Annotated in this window: 24 protein-coding genes and 1 riboswitch; of the genes, 22 read left to right on the top strand and 2 right to left on the bottom strand. The window is 71.6% G+C overall.

Annotation, left to right across the window (positions count from 1 at the left end; genetic code table 11):
* Positions 1–80: 80 nt before the first annotated feature.
* From OG439_RS23255 to OG439_RS23200, 12 genes are all read left to right on the top strand, one after another.
* A complete protein-coding gene (locus OG439_RS23255; protein WP_326951434.1) occupies positions 81–1352 on the top strand; it encodes an NAD(P)/FAD-dependent oxidoreductase in 1272 nt (423 codons plus the stop codon).
* Entirely contained in the window at positions 1346–2080 is a 735-nt protein-coding gene (locus tag OG439_RS23250; RefSeq protein ID WP_326951599.1) for a DUF1365 domain-containing protein, read from the top strand. The genes OG439_RS23255 and OG439_RS23250 overlap by 7 nt, the downstream gene beginning before the upstream one ends.
* A complete protein-coding gene (gene sigK / locus OG439_RS23245; RefSeq protein ID WP_247054553.1) occupies positions 2073–2687 on the top strand; it encodes an ECF RNA polymerase sigma factor SigK in 615 nt (204 codons plus the stop codon). Before OG439_RS23250 ends, sigK begins: the two co-directional genes overlap by 8 nt.
* Complete coding sequence (locus OG439_RS23240) at positions 2684–3457, top strand: anti-sigma factor (protein WP_442788183.1); 774 nt, start codon at positions 2684–2686, stop codon at positions 3455–3457. The genes sigK and OG439_RS23240 overlap by 4 nt, the downstream gene beginning before the upstream one ends.
* Before the next feature lie 298 nt (positions 3458–3755).
* A complete protein-coding gene (gene ftsZ, locus OG439_RS23235; RefSeq protein WP_247054548.1) occupies positions 3756–5060 on the top strand; it encodes a cell division protein FtsZ in 1305 nt (434 codons plus the stop codon).
* Positions 5061–5140: 80 nt separating this feature from the next.
* A complete protein-coding gene (gene pgeF / locus OG439_RS23230) occupies positions 5141–5845 on the top strand; it encodes a peptidoglycan editing factor PgeF (RefSeq protein ID WP_326951433.1) in 705 nt (234 codons plus the stop codon).
* 8 nt (positions 5846–5853) lie between these two features.
* Positions 5854–6582 carry a YggS family pyridoxal phosphate-dependent enzyme gene (locus OG439_RS23225; protein WP_326951597.1) on the top strand — a complete coding sequence of 243 codons (729 nt, stop codon included), beginning with the start codon at positions 5854–5856 and terminating at the stop codon, positions 6580–6582.
* A 97-nt stretch (positions 6583–6679) separates the two neighbouring features.
* Entirely contained in the window at positions 6680–7279 is a 600-nt protein-coding gene (locus OG439_RS23220; RefSeq protein WP_247054543.1) for a cell division protein SepF, read from the top strand.
* Between the two features lie 115 nt (positions 7280–7394).
* On the top strand, positions 7395–7670 hold the full coding sequence (locus OG439_RS23215) for a YggT family protein (RefSeq protein ID WP_013224824.1): 276 nt from the start codon (positions 7395–7397) through the stop codon (positions 7668–7670).
* A 52-nt stretch (positions 7671–7722) separates the two neighbouring features.
* On the top strand, positions 7723–8571 hold the full coding sequence (gene wag31 / locus OG439_RS23210) for a DivIVA-like cell division protein Wag31 (protein WP_247054541.1): 849 nt from the start codon (positions 7723–7725) through the stop codon (positions 8569–8571).
* Positions 8572–8705: 134 nt separating this feature from the next.
* The gene (locus OG439_RS23205; RefSeq protein WP_326951432.1) at positions 8706–9377 is read left to right on the top strand and encodes a hypothetical protein; all 672 of its coding nucleotides are present in this window, start codon (positions 8706–8708) and stop codon (positions 9375–9377) included.
* A gap of 426 nt (positions 9378–9803) precedes the next feature.
* Positions 9804–10148 (top strand): hypothetical protein, encoded by a 345-nt coding sequence (locus tag OG439_RS23200; protein WP_326951431.1) that lies wholly within the window; start codon positions 9804–9806, stop codon positions 10146–10148.
* Here OG439_RS23200 and OG439_RS23195 read toward each other — a convergent pair.
* A complete protein-coding gene (locus tag OG439_RS23195; RefSeq protein WP_326951430.1) occupies positions 10145–11713 on the bottom strand; it encodes a hypothetical protein in 1569 nt (522 codons plus the stop codon). The genes OG439_RS23200 and OG439_RS23195 overlap by 4 nt on opposite strands.
* 373 nt (positions 11714–12086) lie before the next feature.
* On the opposite strand from OG439_RS23195, the gene ileS reads away from it, so the two are divergent.
* The 10 genes from ileS (at position 12087) to OG439_RS23145 (ending at position 24858) form a co-directional block, all read left to right on the top strand.
* On the top strand, positions 12087–15254 hold the full coding sequence (gene ileS / locus OG439_RS23190) for an isoleucine--tRNA ligase (RefSeq protein WP_326951429.1): 3168 nt from the start codon (positions 12087–12089) through the stop codon (positions 15252–15254).
* Positions 15255–15407: 153 nt separating this feature from the next.
* Positions 15408–17036, top strand: a complete 1629-nt coding sequence (locus tag OG439_RS23185) for a penicillin-binding transpeptidase domain-containing protein (protein ID WP_326951428.1) — start codon at positions 15408–15410, stop codon at positions 17034–17036.
* 43 nt (positions 17037–17079) lie between these two features.
* The gene (locus OG439_RS23180; protein WP_326951427.1) at positions 17080–17760 is read left to right on the top strand and encodes an ArsR/SmtB family transcription factor; all 681 of its coding nucleotides are present in this window, start codon (positions 17080–17082) and stop codon (positions 17758–17760) included.
* A gap of 97 nt (positions 17761–17857) precedes the next feature.
* Positions 17858–19336 (top strand): potassium/proton antiporter, encoded by a 1479-nt coding sequence (locus OG439_RS23175; protein ID WP_326951426.1) that lies wholly within the window; start codon positions 17858–17860, stop codon positions 19334–19336.
* Between the two features lie 811 nt (positions 19337–20147).
* Positions 20148–20798 carry a M23 family metallopeptidase gene (locus OG439_RS23170; protein ID WP_326951425.1) on the top strand — a complete coding sequence of 217 codons (651 nt, stop codon included), beginning with the start codon at positions 20148–20150 and terminating at the stop codon, positions 20796–20798.
* Positions 20799–20891: 93 nt separating this feature from the next.
* A riboswitch (SAM riboswitch) is annotated at positions 20892–21006 on the top strand.
* A gap of 38 nt (positions 21007–21044) precedes the next feature.
* Positions 21045–22388, top strand: coding sequence for an aminotransferase class V-fold PLP-dependent enzyme (locus tag OG439_RS23165; RefSeq protein ID WP_326951424.1), 1344 nt, complete (start codon positions 21045–21047; stop codon positions 22386–22388).
* 16 nt (positions 22389–22404) lie between these two features.
* Positions 22405–22908 (top strand): hypothetical protein, encoded by a 504-nt coding sequence (locus OG439_RS23160; protein WP_326951423.1) that lies wholly within the window; start codon positions 22405–22407, stop codon positions 22906–22908.
* A 73-nt stretch (positions 22909–22981) separates the two neighbouring features.
* Entirely contained in the window at positions 22982–23239 is a 258-nt protein-coding gene (locus OG439_RS23155; protein WP_326951422.1) for a hypothetical protein, read from the top strand.
* Positions 23240–23314: 75 nt separating this feature from the next.
* On the top strand, positions 23315–23932 hold the full coding sequence (gene lspA / locus OG439_RS23150) for a signal peptidase II (RefSeq protein WP_326951596.1): 618 nt from the start codon (positions 23315–23317) through the stop codon (positions 23930–23932).
* A complete protein-coding gene (locus OG439_RS23145; protein ID WP_326951421.1) occupies positions 23929–24858 on the top strand; it encodes an RluA family pseudouridine synthase in 930 nt (309 codons plus the stop codon). The genes lspA and OG439_RS23145 overlap by 4 nt, the downstream gene beginning before the upstream one ends.
* Here OG439_RS23145 and OG439_RS23140 read toward each other — a convergent pair.
* Entirely contained in the window at positions 24855–25874 is a 1020-nt protein-coding gene (locus tag OG439_RS23140) for an AsnC family protein (RefSeq protein WP_326951420.1), read from the bottom strand. The genes OG439_RS23145 and OG439_RS23140 overlap by 4 nt on opposite strands.
* Positions 25875–25947: the final 73 nt, after the last annotated feature.

Raw genomic sequence — 25947 nt, 5'->3', positions numbered from 1 at the left:
CCGGGATTCGCTCCCTGCTGCGCGGTGGATTGGTGCCGCGCTCATCCAATCCACATCGGCGGCGGCGGCGAAGTACCGGTGTGGAGATCACGGGAGAACGCATCGCCGTCATCGGCAGCGGGGTGGCCGGACTGACTGCCGCCTACCTGCTGCAACGCAAGTACGAGGTCCTGCTGTTCGAGGCCGACGACCGGCTGGGCGGGCACGCGCACACCCACGACGTGCCCAGCGCCCACGGCGGCACCATCGGCGTGGACTCCGGGTTCATCGTCCACAACGAGCGCACCTACCCGACGCTGCTGCGGCTGTTCGGCGAGCTCGGCGTGCAGACGCGCGACACCGAGATGTCGATGAGCATCCGCTGCGACGGCTGCGGCCTGCAGTACGCCGGCGCGAAGGGGCTGCCCGGGCTGTTCGCCCAGCGCGGCAACGTCGTCCGCCCGCGCTACGTGCGCATGCTCGCCGAGGTGAAGCGGTTCCACCGCCACGCGAAGCGGCTGCTGGAGGCGAAGGACGCCGGTGATGTGACGCTCGGCGCGTTCCTCGCCATCGGCGGCTACTCCCGCTACTTCGTCGACCACTTCATGCTGCCGGTGGTCTCGACGGTCTGGTCCGCCGACCGCAGCGACACCCTGCGGTACCCGGCGCGCTACCTGTTCGAGTTCCTCCGCAACCACGGCATGCTGAGCGTCAAGAACTCGCCCGCCTGGCGGACCGTCGTCGGCGGCTCCCGCGAATACGTCGAACGCGCGGCCAAGCAGCTCACCGCCGTGCACCTGTCGACGCCAGTGCGGTCGGTGCTGCGCACCGCGGGCGGCGGCGTCGAGATCCGCGACGACGCCGACACCCCGCACCGCGTCGACCGGGTCGTCATCGCCACGCACGCGGATCAGGCGCTTTCCTTGCTGGCCAACCCGTCCGACACCGAACGCGACGTGCTCGGCGCGTTCCGCTACTCGGAGAACGAGGCCTGGCTGCACACCGACACCAGCGTGCTGCCGTCGCTGGCCGACGCCCGCGCGGGCTGGAACTACCGGGCCCCCGAGTGCGGCGCGCCGACCGGCGCGGTCCAGGTCAGCTACGACATGAACCGCCTGATGCGGCTGGACGAGCCGACCGGGTACGTCGTCACGCTCAACCCGGGCGAGGGCACGGGCCGCACCGGGCTGGTCGCCAAGATGCGTTACGAGCACCCGGTCTACACACCGGAAGCCGTTGCGGCGCAACGGCGGCTGCCCGAGCTGAACGACGGCGTGATCGCCTACGCCGGCGCCTACCACGGCTGGGGCTTCCACGAAGACGGCTGCGCCTCCGGGGCGCGCGCTGCCGAAACCCTGGGAGTCACCTGGTGACGACCGCGCTCTACGACGCCACCGTCGCGCACGTGCGCCGGATCGACCCGCCGCACGCCTTCGCGCACCGCGTGTACCTGTGGCTGGTCGACCTCGACGCGCCGCCGCGGTTGCCGTGGTGGGCGCGCCCGTTCGCCGGTTTCGACCGCCGCGACCACTTCGTGGCCGGCGACGACCGGGGGATCCGGGAGAAGCTCGACGGGTGGCTCGCGGAGCGCGGGGTGGACCTGCGCGGCGGCAAGGTCGTGATGCTGGCCGCCGCGCGCGTGCTCGGGTACGTGTTCAACCCGATCAGCGTCTACTGGTGCCACGGTCCCGACGGCGCGCTCGAGTGCGTCGTCGCCGAGGTGCACAACACCTACGGCGGCCGGCACGCCTACCTGCTGCACCCGGACGAGGCCGGGCTCGCGCGCGCGGAAAAAGAGTTCTACGTCTCGCCGTTCCAGGAGATGGACGGCGAGTACCGGATGCGCCTGCCCCACCCGGAAGCGTTGCTCGACCTCACGGTGGCGTTGCGCCGCGGGGGCACCACACCGCTGGTCGCTACGCTTCGGGGAGTTCGCCGCCCGGCGAGCCCGCGGTGGCTGGCCCGGCTGGTCCTGGCCCGGCCCCTGCTGCCGCAGCGGGTGTCCGCGCTGATCCGCCGCCACGGGATCGCCCTGTGGCTGCGGAAGGCGCCGGTCATCCCGCGCACCCCGCAGAACGCCGGAGGACAGCTGCATGGATGAGGCGGCTCGCCAGCGCCACATGGCCCCCGTGCCCGCGGACGAACCCGAGGGGCAGGCCGGCCCCAGCGCCGAGGAGCTGATGGTGCGCGTCGCCAAGGGCGACGAGCGGGCGTTCGAGCTGCTCTACGACCAGTTCTCCGGGCCGATCTTCGGGCTCGTCCGCCGGATCGTGCGCGACTCCGCGCAGTCCGAAGAGGTCGCGCAGGAGGTGCTCGTCGAGCTCTGGCGCACCGCGACGCGCTACTCGCCCGAGAAGGGCTCCGCGCTGAACTGGGCGATGACGCTGGCGCACCGCCGCGCCGTCGACCGCGTCCGCTCGGCGCGCGCCAGCACCGAGCGCGAGCAGAAGGCGACCTTCGAAGCCGCCCGCGGCCGCCCGTTCGACGAGGTGGCCGAATCCGTCACCGCGAGCCTGGAACGCTCCCAGGTCCGCCGGTGCCTGTCCTTCCTGACCGACCTGCAGCGCGAGTCCGTGCTGCTGGCCTACTACCAGGGCTACACCTATCGCGAGGTGGCCGAAGTGCTGTCGACGCCGCAAGGAACGATCAAGACGCGGTTGCGGGACGGCCTGATCCGCCTGCGGGACTGTTTGGGGGTGACCGCGTGAGCACACCGGAGATGCACACGCTGGCGGGGGCGTTCGCGCTCGACGCCGTGTCGGACATCGAGCGCGCGGAGTTCTCGCGCCACCTCGAGCAGTGCGAGTCGTGCGCGCAGGAGGTCGCCGAGCTGCGCGCGACCGCGGCCCGCCTCGGCGCGGCGATGGCCGAAGAACCGCCGCCGGAGTTCAAGGACCGCGTCATGGTGGCCATGCACGCGACCCGCCAGCTGCCGCCGCGCACCCGGCCCGGCTCGCCCGAGCGGCACCGCCGGTCGGGGCGCGCCCCGCGCTGGGCCGTGCTCACGGCGGCCGCCGCGGCCGTCGTCGGGCTCGCCGCGGGCGGGGTGTTCGGCGGGATCGCGCTGACCCAGCAGCAGGAGCTGCAGACCGCGCAGACCCAGCTCGACCAGGCGAAGGCGCAGTACGCGCCGGTGGCGGCGCTGCTCTCGGCGCCGGACGCGAAGACCGGCCACGGCACGTCGCCCCTCGGCGGCGGTGCCACGGTGATCGCGTCGCGCTCGCTCAACCGCGTGATGGTGATGGACGCCGGCCTGCCCGCGCCCACCGAAGGGCACGTCTACCAGGCCTGGCTGATGGCGGGCACGACCCCGCCGCGCCCGGCCGGGCTGATCACCGGCGCCGAGGACGGCTCCCTGGTGGTCGCGGACGGCATCGGCGGCGCCGAGCAGGTCGGGCTGAGCGTCGAGCAGACCGGGGGATCGACGACCGGGGCACCGTCGTCGACCATCGCGCTGGTCATGCCGATGCCGGCCTGATCCGGGGCTGATCTGCGGTTTGATCCGGGGCTGTTCCACGGCCGATCCGGGCCGGTTCGCGGGCCATAGCAGACCGGGCGCGGGGGCCACTTCCGGCTCCTCGCTCTTGCGCGCACGAACGTGTTGTGGCAAAACACCTTTGCGACACACGGCGTGCCTACTGGATTAGAGCCTGCCTGGTGCCTACCGTCCTGCCTAACGTCGGCGGTTGACATAACTCTCAATCTGGGGTTTAGGTTGAGAGTTGATCACCGGCCGGCGGGCTGTACGGGCACAACGATCAGGAAGGCGGACTTCGATGACGCCCCCGCACAACTACCTTGCGGTGATCAAGGTGGTCGGCATCGGCGGTGGCGGCGTGAACGCCGTGAACCGCATGATCGAGGTCGGCCTCAAGGGTGTCGAGTTCATCGCGGTGAACACCGACGCCCAAGCACTGCTCATGTCCGACGCCGACGTCAAGCTGGACATCGGCCGCGAGCTGACCCGTGGCCTCGGCGCGGGCGCCGCCCCCGAGGTCGGCCAGAAGGCCGCCGAAGACCACCGTGAAGAGATCGAAGAGGTCATCAAGGGCGCCGACATGGTGTTCGTGACGGCCGGCGAAGGCGGTGGCACCGGTACCGGTGGCGCCCCGGTCGTGGCGCAGATCGCCCGCAAGCTGGGCGCGCTGACCATCGGCGTCGTGACGCGCCCGTTCACCTTCGAGGGCAAGCGCCGCGGCAAGCAGGCCGAAGACGGCATCCAGTCGCTGCGCAACGAGTGCGACACCCTCATCGTGATCCCGAACGACCGGCTGCTGCAGCTCGGCGACATCGGCGTCTCGCTGATGGACGCGTTCCGCTCCGCGGACGAGGTGCTGCTCTCCGGTGTCCAGGGCATCACCGACCTGATCACCACCCCGGGCCTGATCAACCTCGACTTCGCCGACGTCAAGAGCGTCATGTCCGGCGCGGGCTCCGCCCTGATGGGTATAGGGAGCGCACGCGGTGAAGGCAGAGCCATCCAGGCCGCGGAGAAGGCGATCAACTCGCCCCTCCTCGAAGCCTCCATGGATGGTGCGCACGGCGCACTGCTTTCGATCGCGGGTGGTTCGGATCTGGGCCTGTTCGAAATCAACGAAGCGGCGTCACTGGTGCAGGAGTCCGCGCACCCGGACGCGAACATCATCTTCGGCACGATCATCGACGACTCGCTCGGCGACGAGGTGCGCGTCACGGTGATCGCGGCCGGCTTCGACGCCGGCGCGCCGACCCACAAGAAGCTCGACCCGTCGACCTTCGGCTCCGGCTCGCGCCAGGGCGCGGGCACGGCGTCGGCCTCGGCCGGGCAGGTCTCGAACCAGCAGGGGCCGCCGTCGGGGGCCACCCCGGTGCCGTCCGCCTCGGGTTCGGGCTACCCGGTCGCGCCGCCGCGGTCGCACACGCCGCTGCCGTCGGCCGGCGGCCAGAACACCGGCGGGCTCCCGCAGCCCGGCGGCGGTTCGCGCGGCTACTCGCCGATGGGCTCCAACGCGACCCAGGGCAGCCTGCCCGGGCGCGCCATGCCGGTGCACGACGACCCGTCGGACGACGAGGTCGACGTGCCGCCGTTCATGCGGCGCTAGAAACTGTGGTCCGTGAAGGCCTCCTTACCGGCTCCAAAGGCCGGGAAGGAGGCCTTCACGGCGTTTGGGAGGATGGCACCATGCGGGTTCGGCGAGTGGTCACGACCAGGGCGGGCGGCGCGTCACGGCCGCCGTACGACACGTTCAACCTGGGGGACCACGTCGGCGACGACGACGGTGACGTCTACGCGAACCGCAAGCGGCTCGCGGCCGAGCTGGGCCTGGCCGAGGACAAGCTGGCCTGGATGGAGCAGGTCCACGGCCGGACGGCGACCACTGTGGACGGCTCGGAGACCGGCGCCGCCGAGGCGACCGACGCGCTGGTGACCGCGACGCCGGGCGTCGCGCTGGTGGTGCTCGTCGCCGACTGCGTCCCGATCCTGCTGGCCGACGCCGAGGCCGGGGTGGTCGCGGCGGTGCACGCGGGCCGCGTCGGCACCCGGGTCGGCGTCGTCCCGGCCGCCGTGGCGGCGATGCGCGAAGCGGGCGCCGAGCCGCGGCGGATCGAGGCGCTGCTGGGCCCGGCGATCTGCGGCGACTGCTACGAGGTGCCGGCCGCGATGGCCGCCGACGTCGAGAAGCACGTTCCCGGCACCGCCTGCAAGACCCGCAAGGGCACGCCCGGTCTCGACCTGCGCGCCGGGCTCTGGCAGCAGCTCGCCGGCCTGGGCGTCGGCAAGATCGGCGTCGACCCGCGGTGCACGAACGAGGACAAGACGCTCTTCAGCTACCGGCGCGACGGGACGACCGGGCGGCTCGCGGGCATCACCTGGATCGAGGCATGACCGACCGCATGACCGACCGCAAGGCCGAGCTGGCCGCGAACCTGGCCGAGGTCGAGGCGCGGATCGCGGCCGCGTGCCGCGCCGCCGGGCGGGCCCGCGACGAGGTCCGGCTGATCGCCGTGACCAAGACCTTCCCGGCGTCGGACGCCGCGCTGCTCGCCGACCTCGGTGTCACCCACGTCGGCGAGAACCGCGACCAGGAGGCCGGGCCGAAGGCGGCCGAGGTCGCCGAACTGCGCCCCGGGTCCGCGCTGCGGTGGCACATGGTCGGCCGGCTGCAGCGGAACAAGGCCCGGTCCGTGGTGGAGTGGGCGCACGAAGTGCAGTCGGTCGACTCGGCCCGGCTCGCCGACGCGCTCGCCAAGGCCGTGCACACCGCGCGTTACGCCGGTAAACGTGACGAACCGCTCGACGTCCTGATCCAGGCGAGCCTCGACGACGACACCGAGCGCGGCGGCTGCCCGCTCGGCGAGCTCGCGGCGCTCGCCGAGCACGTAACTCACACGGGTGAACTGCGGTTTCGTGGCCTGATGGCCGTCGCGCCGCTCGGCGCCGATCCCGGGGAAGCCTTCGAGAAGCTCGCCCGCGCGGCGGAAAGCCTCCGAAAAGATCACCCGAATGCCGCAGAAGTCTCCGCCGGGATGAGCCATGATCTCGAGCAGGCGATCACGCACGGCTCAACCTGTGTGCGTGTCGGAACCGCACTGCTCGGCGGGCGCGGTTTAGCCTCGCCGTAGGGAGCTCGTGTGCCGGTCACGTTTAGTGGTCGTCCATACGGGGCACTGACGGCGTGGAGAAGCGTTGGTGCGGGAGCGGCTAGGGCTAGGGAGAGGCATGAGCGCGCTGCAGAAGCTGAAGGCCTACTTCGGGATGGTGCCCGCTGACGACGACGGTTACGACGTCGAAGAAGATTATCGACGCGGCTACGCGGACGACGAGTACGACTCCTACGAGGAGCCTGCTCCTCGGTCGCGCTCACGGTACCGCGACAGCGAGGACACGTACGACGAGCCCGTCAGCCGAGCCCGTTCACGCTCCGTGCCCGGGTCGGAGCCCGCGGTCCACGGCGCGCTCGCCATGGACCGGCAGCCGGAGCCCGTGGCGCGCCTGCGACCGGTCACCGAGCCGGTCGTGCGCCAGCCGGTGCGTGACCCCTTGAGCCGGATCACGACACTGCACCCGACGAGCTACGCGGAAGCGCGCGCCATCGGCGAGCACTACCGCGAGGGCATCCCGGTGATCATGAACCTCACCGAGATGGACAACGCGGACGCCAAGCGGCTCGTGGACTTCGCCGCCGGGCTCGCTTTCGCGCTGCGCGGGTCGATGGACAAGGTCACCAACAAGGTGTTCCTTCTCTCACCGCCCGATGTGGACGTGACCGCGGAGGACCGCCGGCGGATTGCCGAGGGCGGATTGTTTCTGCGCGGCTGAAGTCGCGCGGACCGCTGAGCGCAAGCAAACGTGATTTTGTCGACCCGATGCCGCGTCGACCCCCTCAACTGCGTCTTCGACGAGGACGCCCGGTTAGAGTAGGTACGTGGAAGCTGTGTGGCTGGTCGTCTGGTACGTGCTGTTCGCGTTTTGGCTGTTGCTGACGGCACGTATCGTGGTCGAACTCGTCCGCACCTTTGCACGGGAGTGGCACCCGGCCGGAGGGGTTGCGGTGACGCTCGAGACCATCTACACAGTGACGGACCCGCCGGTTCGCCTGTTCAGGCGAATCATCCCGATGGTGCGGATCGGCGGCGTCGGACTGGACTTATCGATTATGGTTCTGCTGTTGGTTGTGTTCTTCGCGATGCAACTGGCGACTCCAAGTTGATCGGGGAGACTTGGGTGGACCCTGCAGGCCATGGAGTGCGTGAGGTGATCTGATGTCGTTGACCCCCGCTGACGTGCATAACGTCGCGTTCAGCAAGCCGCCCATCGGCAAGAGGGGCTACAACGAGGACGAGGTGGACGCGTTCCTCGACTTGGTGGAGACCGAGCTGGCCCGCTTGATCGAGGACAACAACGAGCTGCGCCAGCAGATGGAGCAGCTCGACGCCGAGCTCGAATCGACTCGTAGCGAGCTCGACAGCGCGAAGTCGGCACAGCCCCCGATGCGCGAAGAGCCGTCCCGGCGTCTCGCGCCGGTGCCGCCGCCGGCGTCCGCGATGGAGCAGACCCAGGCCCACTCGATGGTGGCCGACAGTGGCGAGCCCAACGTGCAGGCGGCCAAGGTCCTCGGGCTGGCCCAGGAGATGGCCGACCGGCTGACCGCCGAGGCGAAGACCGAGTCCGACGGGATGCTGGCCGAGGCCCGCACCAAGTCCGAGCAGCTGCTCTCGGACGCCCGGGCGAAGTCCGACTCGATGGTCAACGAGGCGCGCACGCGCGTCGACACGATGCTGAACGACGCGCGGACCCGTGCGGAGACGTTGGAGCGCCAGGCGCGCGACAAGGCCACCACGCTGGAACGCGAGTCGCAGCGCAAGTACACCGAGACGATGAACAGCCTGAACTCCGAGAAGGGCGGGCTGGGCAAGAAGATCGAAGAGCTGCGCACCATCGAGCGGGAGTACCGCACGAGGTTGCGCGGGTTCCTCGAGTCCCAGCTGCGCGAGCTCGACGACCGCGGCTCCGCCGCACCGGCCTCGGCCTCCTCGAACTCCGGGCAGTCGTCCGGATCGTCGAGTGGCGGCCAGGGCTACTCGTTCGGCCCCCGGGCCGAAGCGGGCTGATTTCTCCGGGCACACCCCGCCGGCGCCGGTAGTTCTACGGCGCCGGCGGGGTTCTGCCACGGTCAGGAGTCGATCCGGTACCGCACGTGGGCGGGTCGTGGACCGAACCCGGCCCGTTCATGCTGTAATTCACCGTGCTCTACATCGTGCTGGTACTGGTACTGGCGGCTCTGGGGTTGCTCGTCTCCGCGCTCATCACGGCTTCTTCGCTGTGGGCGTGGGTTTCCATCGGCCTCTCGGTGCTCGCCGGGGTGATCCTCGTCGTCGACTGGCTGCGCCGTCGCCGGCGATCCGCGACGCCCGCCGCCGCGCCTGCTTCCGTCGTCGAGCCTTCGGAGCCGGCGGAACCGGCGTCCGACGCGAAGCCGAGCCTGTTCAAGGAGCCGGAGAAACCGGTCGAAGAGGACCAAACCGTCCTCATTCCCGCCGCCGGTGAGCTGGGGGATCCGGCCGACACGCCCGAACCCGACGTCGCCGAAGAGCCCGCCGCCGAGACTTCCGAGTCTCCTGAGGCACCCGCTGCTTCCGCCGCCACGGCCGCGTCCGCGGCTTCCGTGGCGGAAAAACAACCAGACGACGCCGAACCCGGCGAGGAATCGACGTCGGACGCGGACATCGCGTTGCTGGCCGACATCGAGGACGAGGTCGTCGTCGTCGACGAGCACCCCCGCTACCACGTCCGGGGCTGCACCTGGGTCGGCACCCGCGACACGATCCCCATCGGCATCGGTGAAGCCCGGCAGCTGGGCTTCACCCCGTGTGCTCGGTGCGCCCCGGACGCGACGCTGGTGGCCGCGCACCGCTGACCACCCCGAGGCAGGTTTCGAGCAGCGCCCGCTCGCCTGCCGGCGTCAAGCGCAGCGTGCGGTGCGCCCGGGCCCGGCGGGTCACCCACCCCGCGTCCACGAACCGCGTCGCGACGGCGGCGGCCCGGGAACCCAGCGTGTACGGGTGTTCCCGCAGGGGAGCCGAAATCCGGTCGCCCGCGCGGCGGCGCGTGGTCCGCTCACCGTCCACGGTGGCCAGTGCGCCCCGGGCCGGCAGCGCCGAGGTGACGGCGACCCCGAGCCGGCCCGCGAGGTGGTCGTAGCACGTCCTCGCCGTGCGCAGGGCCTCCGCGTCGACGTCACCGGCTGGGCCGGGGAGAACCGGGCAAGCGCCTCCAGCAGCTCGGCGGGTTCCGGGCCGGCCTGACCGCCCGCTTCGGTCCGCGCCCGCTGATGCTGTCGGGGTTGGCCCTGGGCGCGCTCGGGATGCTGAACCTGGTGCTGGCGCCGGAAAGCGGCGGATATCCCGCCCTGCTGCTGACCCTCCTGAGGCTGGGCGTGGGCCTCCTGACGACGGCGACGGCCTGCGGTCGCGGAGGTGCACCCGAGCGTGCGGGCATCGCGAGCGGGTCAACAACACGGCCCGTCAGACGGGCTGCGCGCTGGGCGTGGCGGATGGTCGGCGAACCGACCCGGACGGCGACTTTCGTGACGGGCCTGCACACGGCGGGCGTGATCGCGGCGGCCTTGTGGCTGACGGCAATCCTCGTGACGCTGGCCGGCGTGCGAACCCGTGAGGCTGTGTCCTAGTCCGGCAGTTCTGCCAGCAGCGCCTCGACATCCCTCCGTTTGCGGCTCGCGTGTTCCGGTAGCAGTGCCAGCGTCTCGGTCAGCTTTTCCCGGGCCTCGGCGAACTTTCCGAGTTCGCATAGCAACTGTCCACACAGGAACTCCGCCACCACGATCATCGGGGTCGCGTCGATCGCGCGCAGCTCGGCCACCGCCGTGGTTGCCCGGGTGTACGCCGCCGCCGGGTGGCCCAGCTCCGACAACGCTCGGGCGCCGTCGAACGTGGTCATCGCGCGTTCCCACGCCGCGTCCGGGTCCGTGGGGTTCGGCTCGGCCGCATCCGCTGCGGCCAGCGCCGTCAGCGTCCGGTCGGTGTCGCCGCTCTGGAGCCAGGACAGCAGCGCTCGACGCAGCGTGCGGAGTTCGGATGACTTCAGGCCTGCTTGCTCGAAGTGCCCCGCCGCTCGGGTGTACTCGGTCGCCGCCTCGGCGTCGCGGTCCAGCTCGGCGAGGACGTCCGCCAGCGCCTCTCTCGCGTCGCCCGCGACGACCGGCGCGGCGACGGCGAGGTACTCGGCCGCCGCACCGAACAACGCCCAAGCCTGCTCCGGGCGGCCGAGAGCGCGATACGCGTGGCCCAGCAGCATCCGGCCGTTCGCCTGGTCCCGCTCGGCCCCGGCCTGCGCCAGCACTGGCTCCGCGTCGGTGACGGCCGCCGCCGCGTGCTCCGGGCGGTCGACGTCCAGGTACGCCCGTGCGAGGTCGATGCGGGTGGCGGCCGCGTCGACCGGTTTGCCCGCCGCGGTGAAGTCCGTGATCGCCGAGTGGAACGCCGCGATCGCGTCTTCCGGGCGGTCCAGCCGCCGGGCCAGCCTCCCTCGGAGTCGGCTGACCTGGGCCTGGATGCCCAGGTCCGTGCCGGCGTCGATGCCGGTGGTGGCGGTGAACGCGCCTTCGACGTCGCCCTGGCTCCGGCGGAATCGCGCGATCAGCAGCTGGGCGTGCGCGGTGCGCTCCGGGGACCCGGCTTCGGTGTACCGCGCCGCGGCCTCCGCGGCCAGCTCGATCGCCCGCGGAAGGTCGCCCAGGTTGGCGGACAGGACCGCGTGGCGGGCCAGCCACAGCCCCGCCAGCTCGGGTCTGCCAGTCGCGTGGATGGGGGTCTCGGCGCGGTCGAGGACTTCCCGGGCGCCCGGGAAGTCCTGCCGCGCGAAGTGCGCGGTGGCCAGCCGCAGCAAGGCGAAGCTGTGTCCTTCGGCGTCGCCGAGTGCCGCCACCCGGTCGGCGACGGCTTCGAGCGCGGTCTCGGCGGCCGCCGGCGCGAGCAGCAGGAGCCGGGCGCCCCGCGCCGACTCGGCCAGCACGGCGTTGTCCGCCTCCTCGGCCGCCGCGACGGCCCGCTCCAGGTCTCGCGACGCGGCAGCCGGGTCGTCGCGGTTCGCCGCCGCCATCAGCCGCAGTGCCAGCAGCTCGCCGGTGGGCTCGGGACACAGCTCGTCGAACCGGGCCCAGATCGCGTCGGTGGCCCGGCCCAGCAAGGACTCCCGCGCGGCGAAGTCCGCCAGTTCCGCACCGGACAAAACCATGAAACGTCCCCCGTGTTTCCCCCGCTGCACGCCGAAAGCGGCGCCCGGCGATGCTAACGGCGACACGTCCGCGAAGGCGCCTCCATTTCCGGCGATGCCCCTCGTGACAACCCGGTTGCGCGGAGCGGTTAACCTGGTATCAGCACAGCGTCGATCCGGCCATCACCGGGGAGCTTCCGGAAGAACCGAGCCTCACCGCTCGCAGTAGAACCGGACGGGTGCGGCCCGTGACAGCCGTGGAACGAGCGGCCCGGCAGCCTTCATCGCCAGGCAAGCGGGGTGGTACCGCGGAACGCCGGAAGGCGTCTCGTCCCCGTGTGGGTGACCGGGAGCCGGTCGTCCGTACGAGAGTGACGAACCGAGGAGCACCCGGATGTACCCCCAGGCCAAGCTCGGCGACAGCGCCGGAGTGCCGTCGCAGCCGTCCTTCCCCGAGCTGGAGACCCACGTCCTCGCCTACTGGGAGAGCGACCGGACCTTCCAGGCGAGCATCGACGCGCGCCCCGCCGGCGAGCACGGTGACAACGAGTACGTCTTCTACGACGGCCCGCCGTTCGCCAACGGCCTGCCGCACTACGGCCACCTGCTCACCGGGTACGTCAAGGACCTGGTGCCGCGCTACCAGACGATGAAGGGCCGCAAGGTCGAGCGCCGCTTCGGCTGGGACACCCACGGCCTGCCCGCCGAGCTCGAGGCGATGCGCCAGCTCGGCATCACCGAGACGTCCGAGATCGAAGAGATGGGCATCGCGAAGTTCAACGAGGCTTCGCGCGAGTCCGTGCTGCGCTACACCGGCGAGTGGCGCGACTACGTCACCCGCCAGGCGCGCTGGGTCGACTTCGACAACGACTACAAGACGCTCGACGTCACCTACATGGAGTCGGTGCTGTGGGCGTTCAAACGCCTGTGGGACAAGGGACTCGTCTACGAGGGCTACCGCGTCCTGCCCTACTGCTGGCGCGACGCGACGCCGCTGTCCAACCACGAGCTGGGCATGGACGCCGACGTCTACCGCAACCGCCAGGACCCGGCCGTCACGGTCGGGTTCCGGATGGAAGGCAACGACAATGAGCTGGACGGCACCTACCTGCTGATCTGGACGACCACGCCGTGGACGCTGCCGTCGAACCTCGCCACCGCGGTGCACCCCGAGGTGCAGTACGTCGTCGTCGAGAGCGAGAACTTCCCCGGCAAGCGGTTCCTGCTCGCCGAAGCGCGCGTCGCCGCGTACGCGCGTGAGCTCGGCGAGGAGCCGGCAGTCGTCGCGCGCTACACCGGCGCGCAGCTGCTCGGGAACCGTTACGCACCACCGTTCCCGTACTTCACCGGCACCGAGAACGCGCACCGCGTGCTGGCGGCCGACTACGTCACCACCGACGACGGCACCGGCGTCGTGCACATCGCGCCCGCCTACGGTGAAGAGGACAAGGCCGTCACCGACGCCGCCGGGATCCCGCCGGTCACGCCGGTCGACGCGCACGGCAAGTTCGACGACACCGTGCCCGACTACGCCGGGCAGCAGGTGTTCGACGCCAACCCGAACATCGTCCGCGACCTCAAGAACGGCACGGGTTCGGCCGGGCAGCAGGGTTCCGTGCTGCTGCGCCACGAGACCTACGACCACTCCTACCCGCACTGCTGGCGCTGCCGGAACCCGCTGATCTACCGCGCGGTGTCGTCGTGGTTCGTCGCGGTGACGCAGTTCAAGGACCGGATGGTCGAGCTCAACCAGCAGATCACCTGGTACCCGGAGAACGTCAAGGACGGCCAGTTCGGCAAGTGGCTGGAGAACGCGCGCGACTGGTCGGTCTCGCGCAACCGCTACTGGGGCACGCCGATCCCGGTGTGGCAGTCGGACGACCCGGCCCACCCGCGCACCGACGTCTACGGCTCGCTCGACGAGCTGGAGGCCGACTTCGGCGTGCGGCTGGACAACCTGCACCGGCCCTACATCGACGAGCTGACCCGGCCGAACCCGGACGACCCGACCGGGAACTCCACCATGCGCCGCGTCCCGGACGTCCTCGACGTCTGGTTCGACTCGGGCTCGATGCCCTACGCCCAGGTGCACTACCCGTTCGAGAACGCCGAGTGGTTCGAGCACCACTACCCGAGCGACTTCATCGTCGAGTACATCGGCCAGACCCGTGGCTGGTTCTACCTGCTGCACGTGCTGGCCACGGCGCTGTTCGACCGGCCGGCGTTCCGCACCTGCGTCTCGCACGGCATCGTGCTGGGCTCGGACGGCGCGAAGATGTCCAAGTCGCTGCGCAACTACCCGGACGTCAACGAGGTCTTCGACCGCGACGGCTCCGACGCCATGCGCTGGTACCTGATGGCGAGCCCGATCCTGCGCGGCGGCAACCTGGTCGTCACCGACAAGGGCATCCGCGACGCCGTCCGCCAGGCCGTGCTGCCGCTGTGGAACTCGTACTACTTCCTCGCGCTGTACGCGAACGCCGAGGGCGTGGAAGGCAAGTGGCGCACCGATTCCCCGCACGTCCTCGACCGGTACGTGCTGGCGAAGACGCACGAGCTGGTCACCGACGTCGAGTCCGCGATGGACCACTACGACGTCGCGGGCGCGTGCCAGACCGTCCGGGACTTCCTGGAGACCCTGACCAACTGGTACGTCCGGCGCTCCCGCGACCGCTTCTGGGCGGGTGATCAGGACGCGATCGACACGCTGCACACGGTGCTGGAGGTGACGTCGCGGGTCGCGGCGCCGCTGCTGCCGCTGACCACCGAGGTGGTCTGGCGCGGGCTCACCGGCGGCCGCTCGGTGCACCTGACCGACTGGCCGAACGCGCTCGACCTGCCCGCGGACGCGGCGCTGGTGACGGCGATGGACCGGGTCCGGCAGGTGGCGTCGTCGGCGCTGTCGCTGCGCAAGAGCAACAAGCTGCGCGTGCGGCTGCCGCTGTCGTCGCTGGTCGTGGCGGCCGACGACGCCGAGTCGCTGGGCGTCTTCGCCGACATCCTGCGTGACGAGGTGAACGTCAAGGCGGTCGAGCTGACCGCCGACGTCGCCGCGCACGGCGGGTTCGAGGTCGCGGTGAACGCGCGCGCCGCCGGGCCGCGGCTGGGCAAGGACGTCCAGACCGTGATCAAGGCGGTCAAGGCGGGTGACTGGTCGCTGCAGGGCGGCAAGGTCGTCGCGGCCGGGATCGAGCTGCAGGAAGGCGAGTTCGACCGCCGGCTGGTCGCCAAGGGCGGCGGCGCGGCGGCCGAGCTGCCCGGCGGCTCGGGGCTGGTCCTGATCGACACCGAGGTGACGCCGGACCTGGCGGCCGAAGGCCTGGTCCGCGACCTGGTCCGGGTCGTGCAGCAGGCCCGCCGCGACGCCGGCCTCGACGTCGCCGACCGGATCGCGCTGACCATCGACGCGCCCGACGATGTCGTCGAAGCGGCGACGCGGCACGAGAAGTTCCTGGCCTCGGAGACGCTGGCGACGTCGGTGACCTACGCGGCGGTGGATGGCGGCTTCGCCGGGACGGTCGGTGACGGTACGAAGGTGACTGTCTCGGTCGCCAAGGCTTGAACCCGTCGTGAGTGGTAATGAGGGTTAGAACCCTCATTACCACTCACGAGGCCGGTCACGAATCGGTCGCTTTCTCACCCGAAAGGGCCGGGAATCGGCAAGCTGGGCCCTTGTGCGCGCGGGAGGCGCGCACTGGGGAGGGGTACGCGAGAAATGAGTCCTGGCAGAAAACGCGGCATTCTCATCGGCGGCGCGCTGGCGGTGGTCGCGGTCGTGGTGGCGGCGTTCTTCCTCTTGAACAGCGGGAGTGCGCCCGAAGCGGCCGCCGGCCCGGGTGAGACGGCCGTCGCAAGCCCCGGCGCGCTCGACCCGAACTCGGCGATCACCGAGTACCTGCAGGATTTCGCCGAGAACAACCCGGACGCCGCGGCCCGGCTGACCGACGACAACACGGCGGCGGCGGTGGCGCTGCGGGACGCGCGCAACACGCTCCAGCCGTCGGCGCTGTCCGCGAAGCTGACCGTGCTGCAGCCGACCCCGGCCGGGGCGAAGCAGACGAGCGGGACCTACCACCTGGCCTGGACGCTGAAGGATCGTCAGGTCTGGTCCTACGACGTGCCGTTCACACTGGCCCAGGCCGGCGGCAAGTGGCTCGTGCACTGGGCGCCGACGCTGCTGCACCCGAAGCTCGAAGCGGGCCAGCGGCTGGCGATCAGCACGGCCGTCCAGGACAGCACCGCCGTCGCCGACCGCGACGGCAAGCCGCTGATCATCAGCGGGGCCGGCGGCCTGCGCCCGGCCGACGGCAACCCGGCGCCGCTGCTGCGGTCCGCGTTGCTCGGCCAGGCCACGGCCGCGGCGGGCACCGGGTTCGCGGTCGTCCGCACCGACACCAGCGGCAAGAACCTGGAGACGCTCTTCGGGAAGGCGTCGGACGAGGGCGCGAAGCCGCTGACGTCGAGCCTGAGCGTGGGCGCGCAGCAGTCCGCGCAAGCCGCGGTCGACGGCTACTCCGGGTCCGCGATGCTCGTTGCGCTCGACACCGGCTCGGGCGACATCCTCGCCGTCGCGCAGAACGCGGCCGCCGGCCTCTCGCCGAAGGCCCTGAACGGGCTGTACGAGCCCGGATCGTCGTTCAAGATCGCCACTTCGGTCGCGGCGATCCAGCAGAGCGGCCTCAACGCGGCTTCGCCGGTCGACTGCCCCGGCGTCGCAACGATCGGCACGCGCACGGTCAAGAACGAGGGCTTCGAGCTGGGCGCGACGAACCTGCAGACGGCGTTCGCGCGCTCCTGCAACACCACGTTCGGTCAGCTCTCGCTGAACCTGCCCGCGGACGGGCTCGTGAAGGCGGCGAACGAGCTGGGCCTCAACGCCGACTACGAGATCCCGGGCCTTAAGACCGAGCTCGGCAAGGTCGAGCCCGCGGCGAGCAAGGACGAGCAGGTCGAGGACGGGTTCGGCCAGGGCCGGATCCAGGCCAGCGCGCTCGGCGGCGCGATGATGGCCGCGACGGTCGCCGGCGGCAAGTCGATCACCCCGAAGCTGTGGCACGACCTCGACACCGTCGTCGTCAAGGGCTACTCGCCGCCGCCCGCGGCCGTGCTGGGCGAGGTCCGGAAGATGATGCGCGCGGTCGTCACCAGCGGTACCGGCAAGGCGGCGGCGGGCGCCGGGAGCGTGTTCGGCAAGACCGGCACCGCCCAGTTCGGCGACGGGCAGCAGGCCACCGGCTGGTTCGTCGGCTACCGCGGGAACGTCGCCTTCGCCGTCGTCCTGGAGAACTCGAACGACTCGGGACCGGCCGTGCAGCTGGCCGCGAAGTTCCTCAAGGGCGTCTGACGCTTCGGCGGCCACCGAAGCCGGCGGGTCGTACCGTGGGGACATGGAGACGATCGCGTTGGCGGAGGTGGCCGCGGTGCTCGCCGACCCGAGCCGCGCCACCATGTGCCTCGTCCTGCTGGACGGGCGGGCGTGGACGGTCGGCGAGCTGGCCAAGGCGGCCGGGATCGCGCTGTCGACGGCGAGTGAGCACGTCACCCGGCTGGTCGACGCCGGGTTCGTCGCCCGCGTGAAGCAGGGGCGGGCCAGTTACGTCCGGATCGCCGACCCGCGTGTCGCCGAGCTGATCGAGCACCTGGCCCAGCACGCCGAGCACCGGCCGGTGACCGGGCTCAAGTCGTCGGTGCGGGTACGCCGGCTCGGGTTCGCGCGCACCTGTTACGACCACCTGGCCGGCCAGGTCGGCGTCGCGCTGCGTGACGGCATGCTCGCGGCCGGGCTGGTCAGCACCGACGCCGGGCTGACGCTGACCGGCCGCGGCCAGGAGGTGCTCGACGAGCTGGGCGTGCCGGTGCCGGACGGGCGGCGCGCCCTCCTGCGCGACTGTCTGGATTGGACGGAGCGCCGCGATCACCTCGCCGGGTCGCTGCCCGCGGCGTTGCTCGGCAAGGCCGTCGACGCCGGCTGGGTCGCCGCCGAAGGCCATCGCGCGGTGAAGGTGCTGCCCGCGGCGGAGAAGCCGTTCGCCGCGCTCGGCGTCGATCTGGCGTTGCTCCGGCCTTAACACACCGGTTGTCCGACTCGTCCCAGTGGTACACGAAGGAGTTAACCCGGCCGCTTCACTATTCTGAGGGCCCCACAGCACTCGGGAGGGAGGCGGCATGGACCAGCTTCCCGTGCTGCTCGGCGTCGGCGGTGTCGTCCTGCTCGCCTCCGTGCTCGCCGTGCGCGTCTCGATCCGGCTCGGCCTGCCCTCGCTGCTGCTGTACCTCGGCATCGGCGTCGTGCTGGGGGAAGCCGGTTTCGGCATCCGCTTCGACAACCCCGGCCTGACCCAGTCGCTCGGCCTCGCCGCGCTCGTCATGATCCTCGCCGAAGGCGGGCTGACGACCCGGTGGTCGGCGGTGAAACCCTCGCTGGGCATCGGAATCGTACTGTCCACAGTGGCCGTCGTGGTCAGCATCGCGGTCACCGGCGCGGCCCTGCACTGGCTGCTGGGCCTCGACTGGCGGCTCGCGCTGCTGTGGGGCGCGGTGCTCTCGTCGACCGACGCCGCGGCCGTCTTCTCGGTGCTGCGCACGGCCGGGATCGGCAAGCGCCTGGTGGGCGCGCTGGAGCTGGAGTCCGGCATCAACGACGCGCCGGCCTACATCGCCGTCGTGGTGCTGGCCGAGGGCACCACTGTGGACTGGACGCTGCCGTTCCTGGCGGTCTACGAGCTGGCGGCGGGCCTGGCGATCGGGCTGGCGTTCGGCTGGCTCGGCGGCATCGCCCTGCGGCGCGCCGCGCTCCCGGCGACCGGCCTGTACCCGCTGGCCACGGTCGCGGTGTGCGTCGTGGCGTACTCGTCCGGGCAGCTGCTGCACGCGTCGGGCCTGCTCGCCACGTACGTCGCGGCGCTGGTCCTGGGCAACTCGCGGCTGCCGCACCGCTCCGACACGCTGTCGTTCGCCGAAGGCCTGGGCTGGCTGGCGCAGATCGGGCTGTTCGTGCTGCTCGGGCTGTTCGCGTCGCCGAGCCGGCTGCTCGAGACACTGGTGCCGGGCCTGGTCGCGGGCGCCGTCGTGCTGCTGCTGGCCCGGCCGATCTCGGTGGTGCTCTCGATGCTGCCGTTCCGGCTGCCGTGGCGGGAACAGGCGTTCCTGTCGTGGGCCGGCCTGCGCGGCGCGGTGCCGATCGTGCTGGCGATGATCCCGCTGTCGGAGGGCCTGCCGGGCGCCCAGCGCCTGGTCGACGCGGTGTTCGTGCTGGTCATCGTGCTGACGCTGCTCCAGGGCGCGACCCTCGGCCCGCTCGCGCGCTGGCTGGGGCTGTCGAAGAAGTCGGAGGCGTACGAGATCGACGTCGACTCCGCGCCACTGGACGAGCTGGGCGCCGAGCTGCTGCAGGTCCGCATCCAGCCGGGCTCGAAGCTGCACGGCGTCTACCTGTCGGAGCTGCGCTTGCCGGTGGGTGCGACGGTGAGCCTGGTCGTGCGCGCGGGCTTAGGCTTCACACCGCAGAAGACGAGCCGCCTGCAGGAGCACGACCAGCTCCTGGTGGTCACGACGGCCACAGCCCGCGACGACGCCGAGCGCCGGCTGCGCGCGGTGGACCGCGCCGGCCGCCTGGCCCGCTGGCGCGGCGAGTCGGGGATCTGACGCGGTTCGCGGTTTGCTTGGCCGGTGTCCGCTCTGTCTCGCGGCGATGTCGCTCGCTGGGGTGGTTGGTGATCGAGTCGGGCCGCTGGGTCGCGCGGGTCGTGGCTGATCGGATGCTCGATCTTGCCGGTGCGTCTTCCGCGTCGGCTTGCTTGAGATAGGTGGGGCCGGTTGCCTGCTTGGCCGCCGTGCCGTCCGCTGGGCTTGCTTGAGGCGAGTGGGGTCGATCGGCGGGTGGCCCGCTTGGTCGCCATGCCGCCTGCGTCGGCTTTGAGGTGAGCGGGGCCGAGCGCGGATTGCCTGCTTGGCCACTGTGCGGTCCGCTGGGGTCGCCGGCGCTGCGAGTCGGACCGCCGGCTCGTTCGCGGGTTGGGCGGAACCGTGTCCGCTCGGCTCGGCATCGCCGCCGGGCTGTCCGCGTCGGTTTGCTTGAGGTGAGCGGCGTCGATCGCGGGTTGCCCGCTTGGCCACCGTGCCGTCTGCTGCGCTCGGCGGTCGCGAGCCCGGCCGGCCGCGAGTTGTCCACATCCACTCCAGTTGTCCACAGATTTCCGGCACCCACGTTTTTGCAGGTCAGCGGCGGTAGACTGGACAGGGGACGCCCCCCAGGGAGTGGTGGGGGCTGCGTTCGGGCCGGGCGGTTGTCCGGTGCCTGTCCGCTCTTCGCGTCGACCTGGTGATCTTTTCCCGCGAGGGTGAGTGATCCTCACAAAAACCTCACCTGATCTTCCCTGCGTTCCCTCTTTTGGCTTACTCTGCGCTCCATTCATTACCTCGAATGGGCGAACGTAGAGTCAAAGGAGTACGCCGGGTGACGAAGCGATACGTGCGTGGGGCCGGGCTGGTCGCGGGGATCGTCCTGGGTGTGGGGCTCGCCGCCGCTCCGGGGGCGGCCGCTGAGGTGGGGCCCTTTCCGGTGCTGGCGCTGCCGTTCAAGGCCGGCCAGCAGGTGTACTCCGCCGGCATCCACTCCGACGATGGCAGCACCGGCGTCGAGAACGCCCTCGACCTCAGCCCGGCCGACAAGACCGTGCGGGCGCCGCTGGCCGGGACCGTGCACCTGCAGCACTGCGCGGGCGGCGACTGGGTGACCATCGACCACGCCGGCGGCTGGCGGACCGGGTACTACCACATGGAAGGCATCAAGGTCACCGACGGTGAGCAGGTCGAGGCCGGCGACGTGCTCGGCTCGACCGGCAACGCCCTGCCGTGTGGTGGCAGCAGCACCGGGGCCCACGTGCACTTCACACTGTGGACACTGCCGGACGCGGCCGACTGGGACGGTCTCGCCTACAGCCAGGTCTCGACCACCGTCGCGGCGGCGCACGGTGAGCCGATCGACGGGAAGACGTTGGGTGGCTGGCTGTTCACAGCGGGCGCGGACCAGTACACCGGCACCGCGACACACCTCTCGGACCACGCCGTGACGCAGCTCCCGGGCCGTTTCCGCGCGAAGCCCTGACGCTTCTCCATTCCTGCTCGACTTGTGGTCGGTGTCTCAGAATGTGCTGTGGGGGCTGGTCGTCACGCCGATTCTCGGTTACCTTTTGAATCAGGTCATGAGTGCCAGCGTCAAGCCCCGGCTTGCTGGCCGGCAACCCTCCTACCGCGGTGGGGTGCCCCGGGTGAAGACCGGGCCGGTCGCGCCGTGCGACCGGCAAGCGCGGGCCCCTCGCCGGGGCCCCCCGGAACGCCGAGGAGGCTAACGATGACTCTCGCCATCGACCGCACCAGCACACAGACCCAGGAATCCCTTGCGTCCCAAGGTATTCCCACGGTCGCTGGTGCCTCGCTGCGAGTTCCGCTCGTCACCGGCGGAGACATCGGCTACGCCAATCTCGACCACGCGGCCAGCGCGCCCTGTCTCGACGCCGTCCGCGTGGCCGTCGACGAGTTCCTGCCCTGGTACGCGAGCGTCCACCGCGGCGCGGGCTTCGCCTCGCAGGTCTCGACCAAGCTCTACGAGCGCACCCGCGCCACGCTGCGCAGCTTCGTCGGCGCGCGCCGGACCGACACGGTCGTGTTCACCCGCAACACCACCGACTCCTTCAACCTGCTCGCCCGCAGCCTCCCGCCGCGCACCGCGGTGATCGTGTTCGACACCGAGCACCACGCCGCGCTGCTGCCGTGGCAGGGGCCGAACGTCCGGCGCCTGCCGACCCCGCGCACCCGGCTCGCGGCGGTGTCCGCTGTGGACGAAGCCCTCGCGGAATCCCCGCAGGGGCCGCGTTTGGTGGTCCTCACCGGAGCGTCCAATGTGACCGGTGAGCTGCTCCCGGTGGCGGAGATCGCCGCGGTGGCCCGCCGGCACGGCGCCCGCATCGCCCTCGACGCCGCCCAGCTCGCGCCGCACCGCAGGATCGCCATGCAGGACCTGGACGTCGACTACGTCGCCCTCTCCGGCCACAAGCTGTACGCGCCCTTCGGCGCGGGCGCGCTGATCGGCCGCGCCGACTGGCTGCGCGCCGCCCGGCCCTACCTCGCCGGCGGCGGCGCGACCAAGCTCGTCACCGAGGACGCCGTCGTCTGGAACACCGGCCCGGAGCGGCACGAAGCCGGTTCGCCCAACACCGTCGGCGTGTACGCGCTCGGCGTCGCCTGCGAAACCCTGAGCCGCAACTGGGCCGCCGTCGAAGCGCACGAGCAGGCCCTGCTCGTCCGGCTGCGCAGGGGCCTCGAGGGCATCCCGGGCTGCTCGGAGCTGCGGCTGTTCGACGCGCCGGTCGACCGCGTCGGCACGGTCAGCTTCGTCGTCGCCGGCTTCGACCCCGGCTGGCTCGCGGCGGTTCTCTCGGCGGAGTACGGCATCGGCGTCCGCGACGGCGCCTTCTGCGCCCACATCGCGGCCAAGCGCCTGATCGGCGTCACCGGCGGCGAAGGGCAGCAGGCGGTGCGCGTCAGCCTCGGCCTGGGCAGCACCGAGGAGCACGTGGATCGCGTGCTGCTGGCGCTGCGCCAGATCGTCGCCCGCGGCGCGCGCTGGGGGTACACGAAGGCGGGCGGCCGCTGGGCCCCGGTCGGCGACCCGCGGGAGCTGCCGCCGTTCTGCTGAGCGTTAGCCTGGGCCGATGGGGCGGCAGTGGATTCCGTTGGCGTTGCTGGGTTTCGCGGAACTGGTCCTGGTGACGGCCGAACTGTTCCACCGGTCGGCCGTCACCGCGGAACTGACGGCGCGGTTGCCACCGGCGACCGCCGGCTACGTGGGCCTGTTCGGCTTGACGATCGACGGTTACGGCACCAAGGCCCGGTTCCTCAGCCTCGATGACACCGTCGTGGCCTACGCCGGCGGCGCCGGTCCGGCGTGGCAGTACGCACTCATCGCGGCGTTCCTCGCCATGGTGGTCTCCTACGCCGTGGCGGGCGGGCTGCGCGCGAGGACGGTGGTGGCGTCGATCGTCGCCGTCGTGCTCGCCGTCCCGGTGCTGGACCTGCTGCTGTTCAGCCGGTTCGGTCTCGACGCGGCCACCCGCGGCCCCCTCCTGGCGACGCTCGGGCTCGCGCTGGTCGCCTGGTACGAACGCAGTCCGCTGGTGCTCGCGATGGCCGTGGCGCCGGTGCGGTGGCCGTGGTGATCGCGGACCTGCCGGGCGCGCTGATCTCCGCGACCGTGCTCGTGGCCGGGGCGTTCGCCGCTACCCTGCCCCGATGGGGGAGGGACGGCGTTTCTGGTTCCCGCTGGCGGCGCCGGGGTTCGCCCAGCTCGTGATGGCGGTCGTCGCGCCGGTGCCGGCGGCGTACGAGCGCAACTGGTTCCTGATCGCCGTGGCCTTGGTGTTCGCGCTGGTCAGCCTGGTGTTCTCGACGCCGGTGACCGGGGCGCCGAGCGCGGCGGGGGTGCTGTTCGCCGCCGCGTTCGCGGTCCTCCCGCGGCGTCCCCGCGACACTGCCGCCGGGGCACCCTGACCAGGCGTGGACAATGGACCGGTGAGCACCGAGTCCAGCGCTGGAGAACCCGACACCGACGCCGCCGCCGAGGCGGTGCCCGAGCCCGTCCAGGAGACGCCGGAAACCCCGGCGGCGACGGCGGCGACGCTGCCGAAGCGCCGGGTGGGCTGGGTGTTCGCCGTCGCGGTGGTGCTCTGGGCGATCGACCTGATCACGAAGAACCTGGTCACCGCCAACCTGGAGGGCAAGGAGCCGGTCCGGATCCTCGGCGGCCTGATCTACCTGCAGGTCATCCGCAACCCGGGTGCCGCGTTCTCGATGGCCACCGGCATGACGTGGGTGCTGGCGCTGGTCGCGCTCGCCGTCGTCATCGCGATCATCTGGATCTCGCGGCGGCTGCGCTCGATCGGCTGGGCGATCGGCCTCGGCCTGGTGCTGGCCGGCGCGCTGGGCAACCTCACCGACCGGATCTTCCGCGCACCCGGCGGGCTGCAGGGCCACGTCGTCGACTTCATCTCGGCGTTCGCTCCGAACGGCAAGGGCTTCGCGATCTTCAACATCGCCGACTCGGCGATCTGCGTCGGCGGTGCGCTGATCGTGCTGCTGTCCCTGCTGGGCAAGGACTACGACGGCACGTCGACCAAGGACAAGACCAAAGACAAGAAGCAGGCCGAGCCGGCCGCGGAAACCAAGCAGGAGGACCAGGCGTGAGCTCGCGGATGCTCCCGGTGCCCGACGGGCTCGACGGGATGCGGGTCGACGCCGGCCTCGCCAAGATGCTCGGGCTGTCCCGCACGGTCGTCGCCGAGCTGGCCGAGTCCGGCGACGTGCTGCTCGACGGCCACCCGGCGGGCAAGTCGGACCGGCTGGCCGCGGGCGGGCTGCTGGAGGTCACGCTGCCGGAGCCGGCGAACCCGGTGGAGATCGTCGCCGCGCCGGTCGAAGGCATGCAGATCCTGCACGACGACGACGACATCGTGGTGATCTCGAAGCCGGTCGGCGTCGCCGTGCACCCGAGCCCGGGCTGGACCGGCCCGACGGTGGTCGGCGGCCTCGCCGCGGCGGGCCTGCGCATCGCGACGTCCGGCGCGGCCGAGCGCCAGGGCGTCGTGCACCGGCTCGACGCGGGCACGACCGGCGTGATGGTGGTGGCCAAGAGCGAGCACGCGTACACCGTGCTGAAGCGCGCGTTCAAGGAACGCACGGTCGACAAGGGCTACCACGCGATCGTCCAGGGCCACCCGGACCCGACGCGCGGCACCATCGACGCCCCGATCGACCGCCACCCCCGCCACGACTACAAGTTCGCGGTGGTCCAGGGCGGCCGCCCGAGCGTGACGCACTACGAGGTCGTCGAGGCGTTCCGCGCCGCGTCCCTGGCGCACATCAAGCTCGAAACCGGGCGCACGCACCAGATCCGCGTGCACTTCTCGGCGTTGAAGCACCCGTGCGTCGGCGACCTGACCTACGGCGCGGACCCGGTGCTGGCCCGCAAGCTGGGGCTGAACCGCCAGTGGCTGCACGCCAAGACGCTCGGTTTCGCCCACCCGTCGGACGGCCGCTGGGTCCAGTTCGAGTCGGAGTACCCGGACGACCTGGCGAACGCCCTCAAGATCCTGCAGGACGAGAGCTACTAGTCCTCGATCGACCAGATGAGCGTTCGTTCGTCCGGTTCCGGCCGCGGGCTCCAGCGGACCGAAACCACCCGGGTCGTGTCCGGCAGCACGTACACCGTGTGGCCGCCCAGGGTTTCGCCCGGTTTGACGCCGATCTTGTGCGGCGGCCGCGAGGTCAGCGAGACCGGGGCCTTGCCGATCGTCTTGCCGTCGACGGTGAGCAGCTCGAGGTAGTTGTCCGGCAGGGACGCGAACGGGATCGCGCCGCGGTTGGTGATCTCCGTGTGGACGACCACCGAGCGCTCGCCCTCCTCCAGGCGGTAGCCGGCCGCGCCGAACAGGAAGTCCGCCGGGTCCTGGACCTCGAGCAGCTGCACCGTCAGCTGCTCGCCCTCCAGGCCCTGGGTCTCCATGACCTCGCCGAGCCGGCCCTTCTTGCCGCCGGGCGCGCCGGCCGGGCGCGCGGGCTCGTCGCCGCGGGCCCACGACGCCGTCTGCGGCACGCCCCACGTGCTCACCACGGGGTCGGGCCGCGCCGGGGGCGGCGGAGGAGCGAACTGCTGCTGCTGTGGCGGCCGGGGCGGCGGGCCGGGGTAGCGCCCGGACGGCGTGCCCTGGACGTTGTACGGCCCCGAAGGCGCACCCTGAACGTTGTACGGCCCGGACGGCGCGCCTTGAACGTTGTACGGCCCTGAAGGCGCGCCTTGGACGTTGTACGGCCCCGAGGGCACCCCTTGGACGTTCGGCGGTGGCATCGGCACCGGCTGCGACGGCGGGGCCTGGGCCGGGAACTGCTGCGAGCCCGGCGGCCGGTTCGCCCACGACGGCGGCGACGCCGCGATGGCCGCGCGCAGCCCGTTCGGGTCGCTTTCGACGCCGACGAGCAGGGGCAGCCCGCTGCCGGACAGCGCGACCAGCCGGTAGGCGACTTCGCGGGGATCCATGCCGACCTTGGCCGCGAGCTCGTGCACGGCCGCCTTGCCCAGCTCGGCGAGCGCGGCGAGCAGGCGGGTATCCACGGGATCGGTCACAGCCACTCGGTGCACGCTACCGCCTCGCCCGTCCGGTCGCGTCGAAGGCCGTCCGCCCCCGGGCGGCGAGCGCGCGTTC

Origin of the sequence: Amycolatopsis sp. NBC_01307 (assembly GCF_035975215.1) — a bacterium.
GTDB lineage: Bacteria > Actinomycetota > Actinomycetes > Mycobacteriales > Pseudonocardiaceae > Amycolatopsis.
Note: the sequence above shows the minus strand (reverse complement) of the source record. Positions and strands in the feature narration are given on the sequence as shown.

Coding starts and splice junctions, on each gene's coding strand:
- OG439_RS23165 (WP_326951424.1), top strand. CDS start 21,045: ATGACTCTCGCCATCGACCGCACCAGCACACAGACCCAGGAATCCCTT.
- OG439_RS23225 (WP_326951597.1), top strand. CDS start 5,854: ATGACCGACCGCAAGGCCGAGCTGGCCGCGAACCTGGCCGAGGTCGAG.
- OG439_RS23220 (WP_247054543.1), top strand. CDS start 6,680: ATGAGCGCGCTGCAGAAGCTGAAGGCCTACTTCGGGATGGTGCCCGCT.
- sigK (WP_247054553.1), top strand. CDS start 2,073: ATGGATGAGGCGGCTCGCCAGCGCCACATGGCCCCCGTGCCCGCGGAC.
- OG439_RS23155 (WP_326951422.1), top strand. CDS start 22,982: ATGGGGGAGGGACGGCGTTTCTGGTTCCCGCTGGCGGCGCCGGGGTTC.
- ftsZ (WP_247054548.1), top strand. CDS start 3,756: ATGACGCCCCCGCACAACTACCTTGCGGTGATCAAGGTGGTCGGCATC.
- OG439_RS23185 (WP_326951428.1), top strand. CDS start 15,408: ATGAGTCCTGGCAGAAAACGCGGCATTCTCATCGGCGGCGCGCTGGCG.
- OG439_RS23175 (WP_326951426.1), top strand. CDS start 17,858: ATGGACCAGCTTCCCGTGCTGCTCGGCGTCGGCGGTGTCGTCCTGCTC.
- ileS (WP_326951429.1), top strand. CDS start 12,087: ATGTACCCCCAGGCCAAGCTCGGCGACAGCGCCGGAGTGCCGTCGCAG.
- OG439_RS23195 (WP_326951430.1), bottom strand. CDS start 11,713: ATGGTTTTGTCCGGTGCGGAACTGGCGGACTTCGCCGCGCGGGAGTCC.
- OG439_RS23160 (WP_326951423.1), top strand. CDS start 22,405: ATGGGGCGGCAGTGGATTCCGTTGGCGTTGCTGGGTTTCGCGGAACTG.
- wag31 (WP_247054541.1), top strand. CDS start 7,723: ATGTCGTTGACCCCCGCTGACGTGCATAACGTCGCGTTCAGCAAGCCG.
- OG439_RS23180 (WP_326951427.1), top strand. CDS start 17,080: ATGGAGACGATCGCGTTGGCGGAGGTGGCCGCGGTGCTCGCCGACCCG.
- pgeF (WP_326951433.1), top strand. CDS start 5,141: ATGCGGGTTCGGCGAGTGGTCACGACCAGGGCGGGCGGCGCGTCACGG.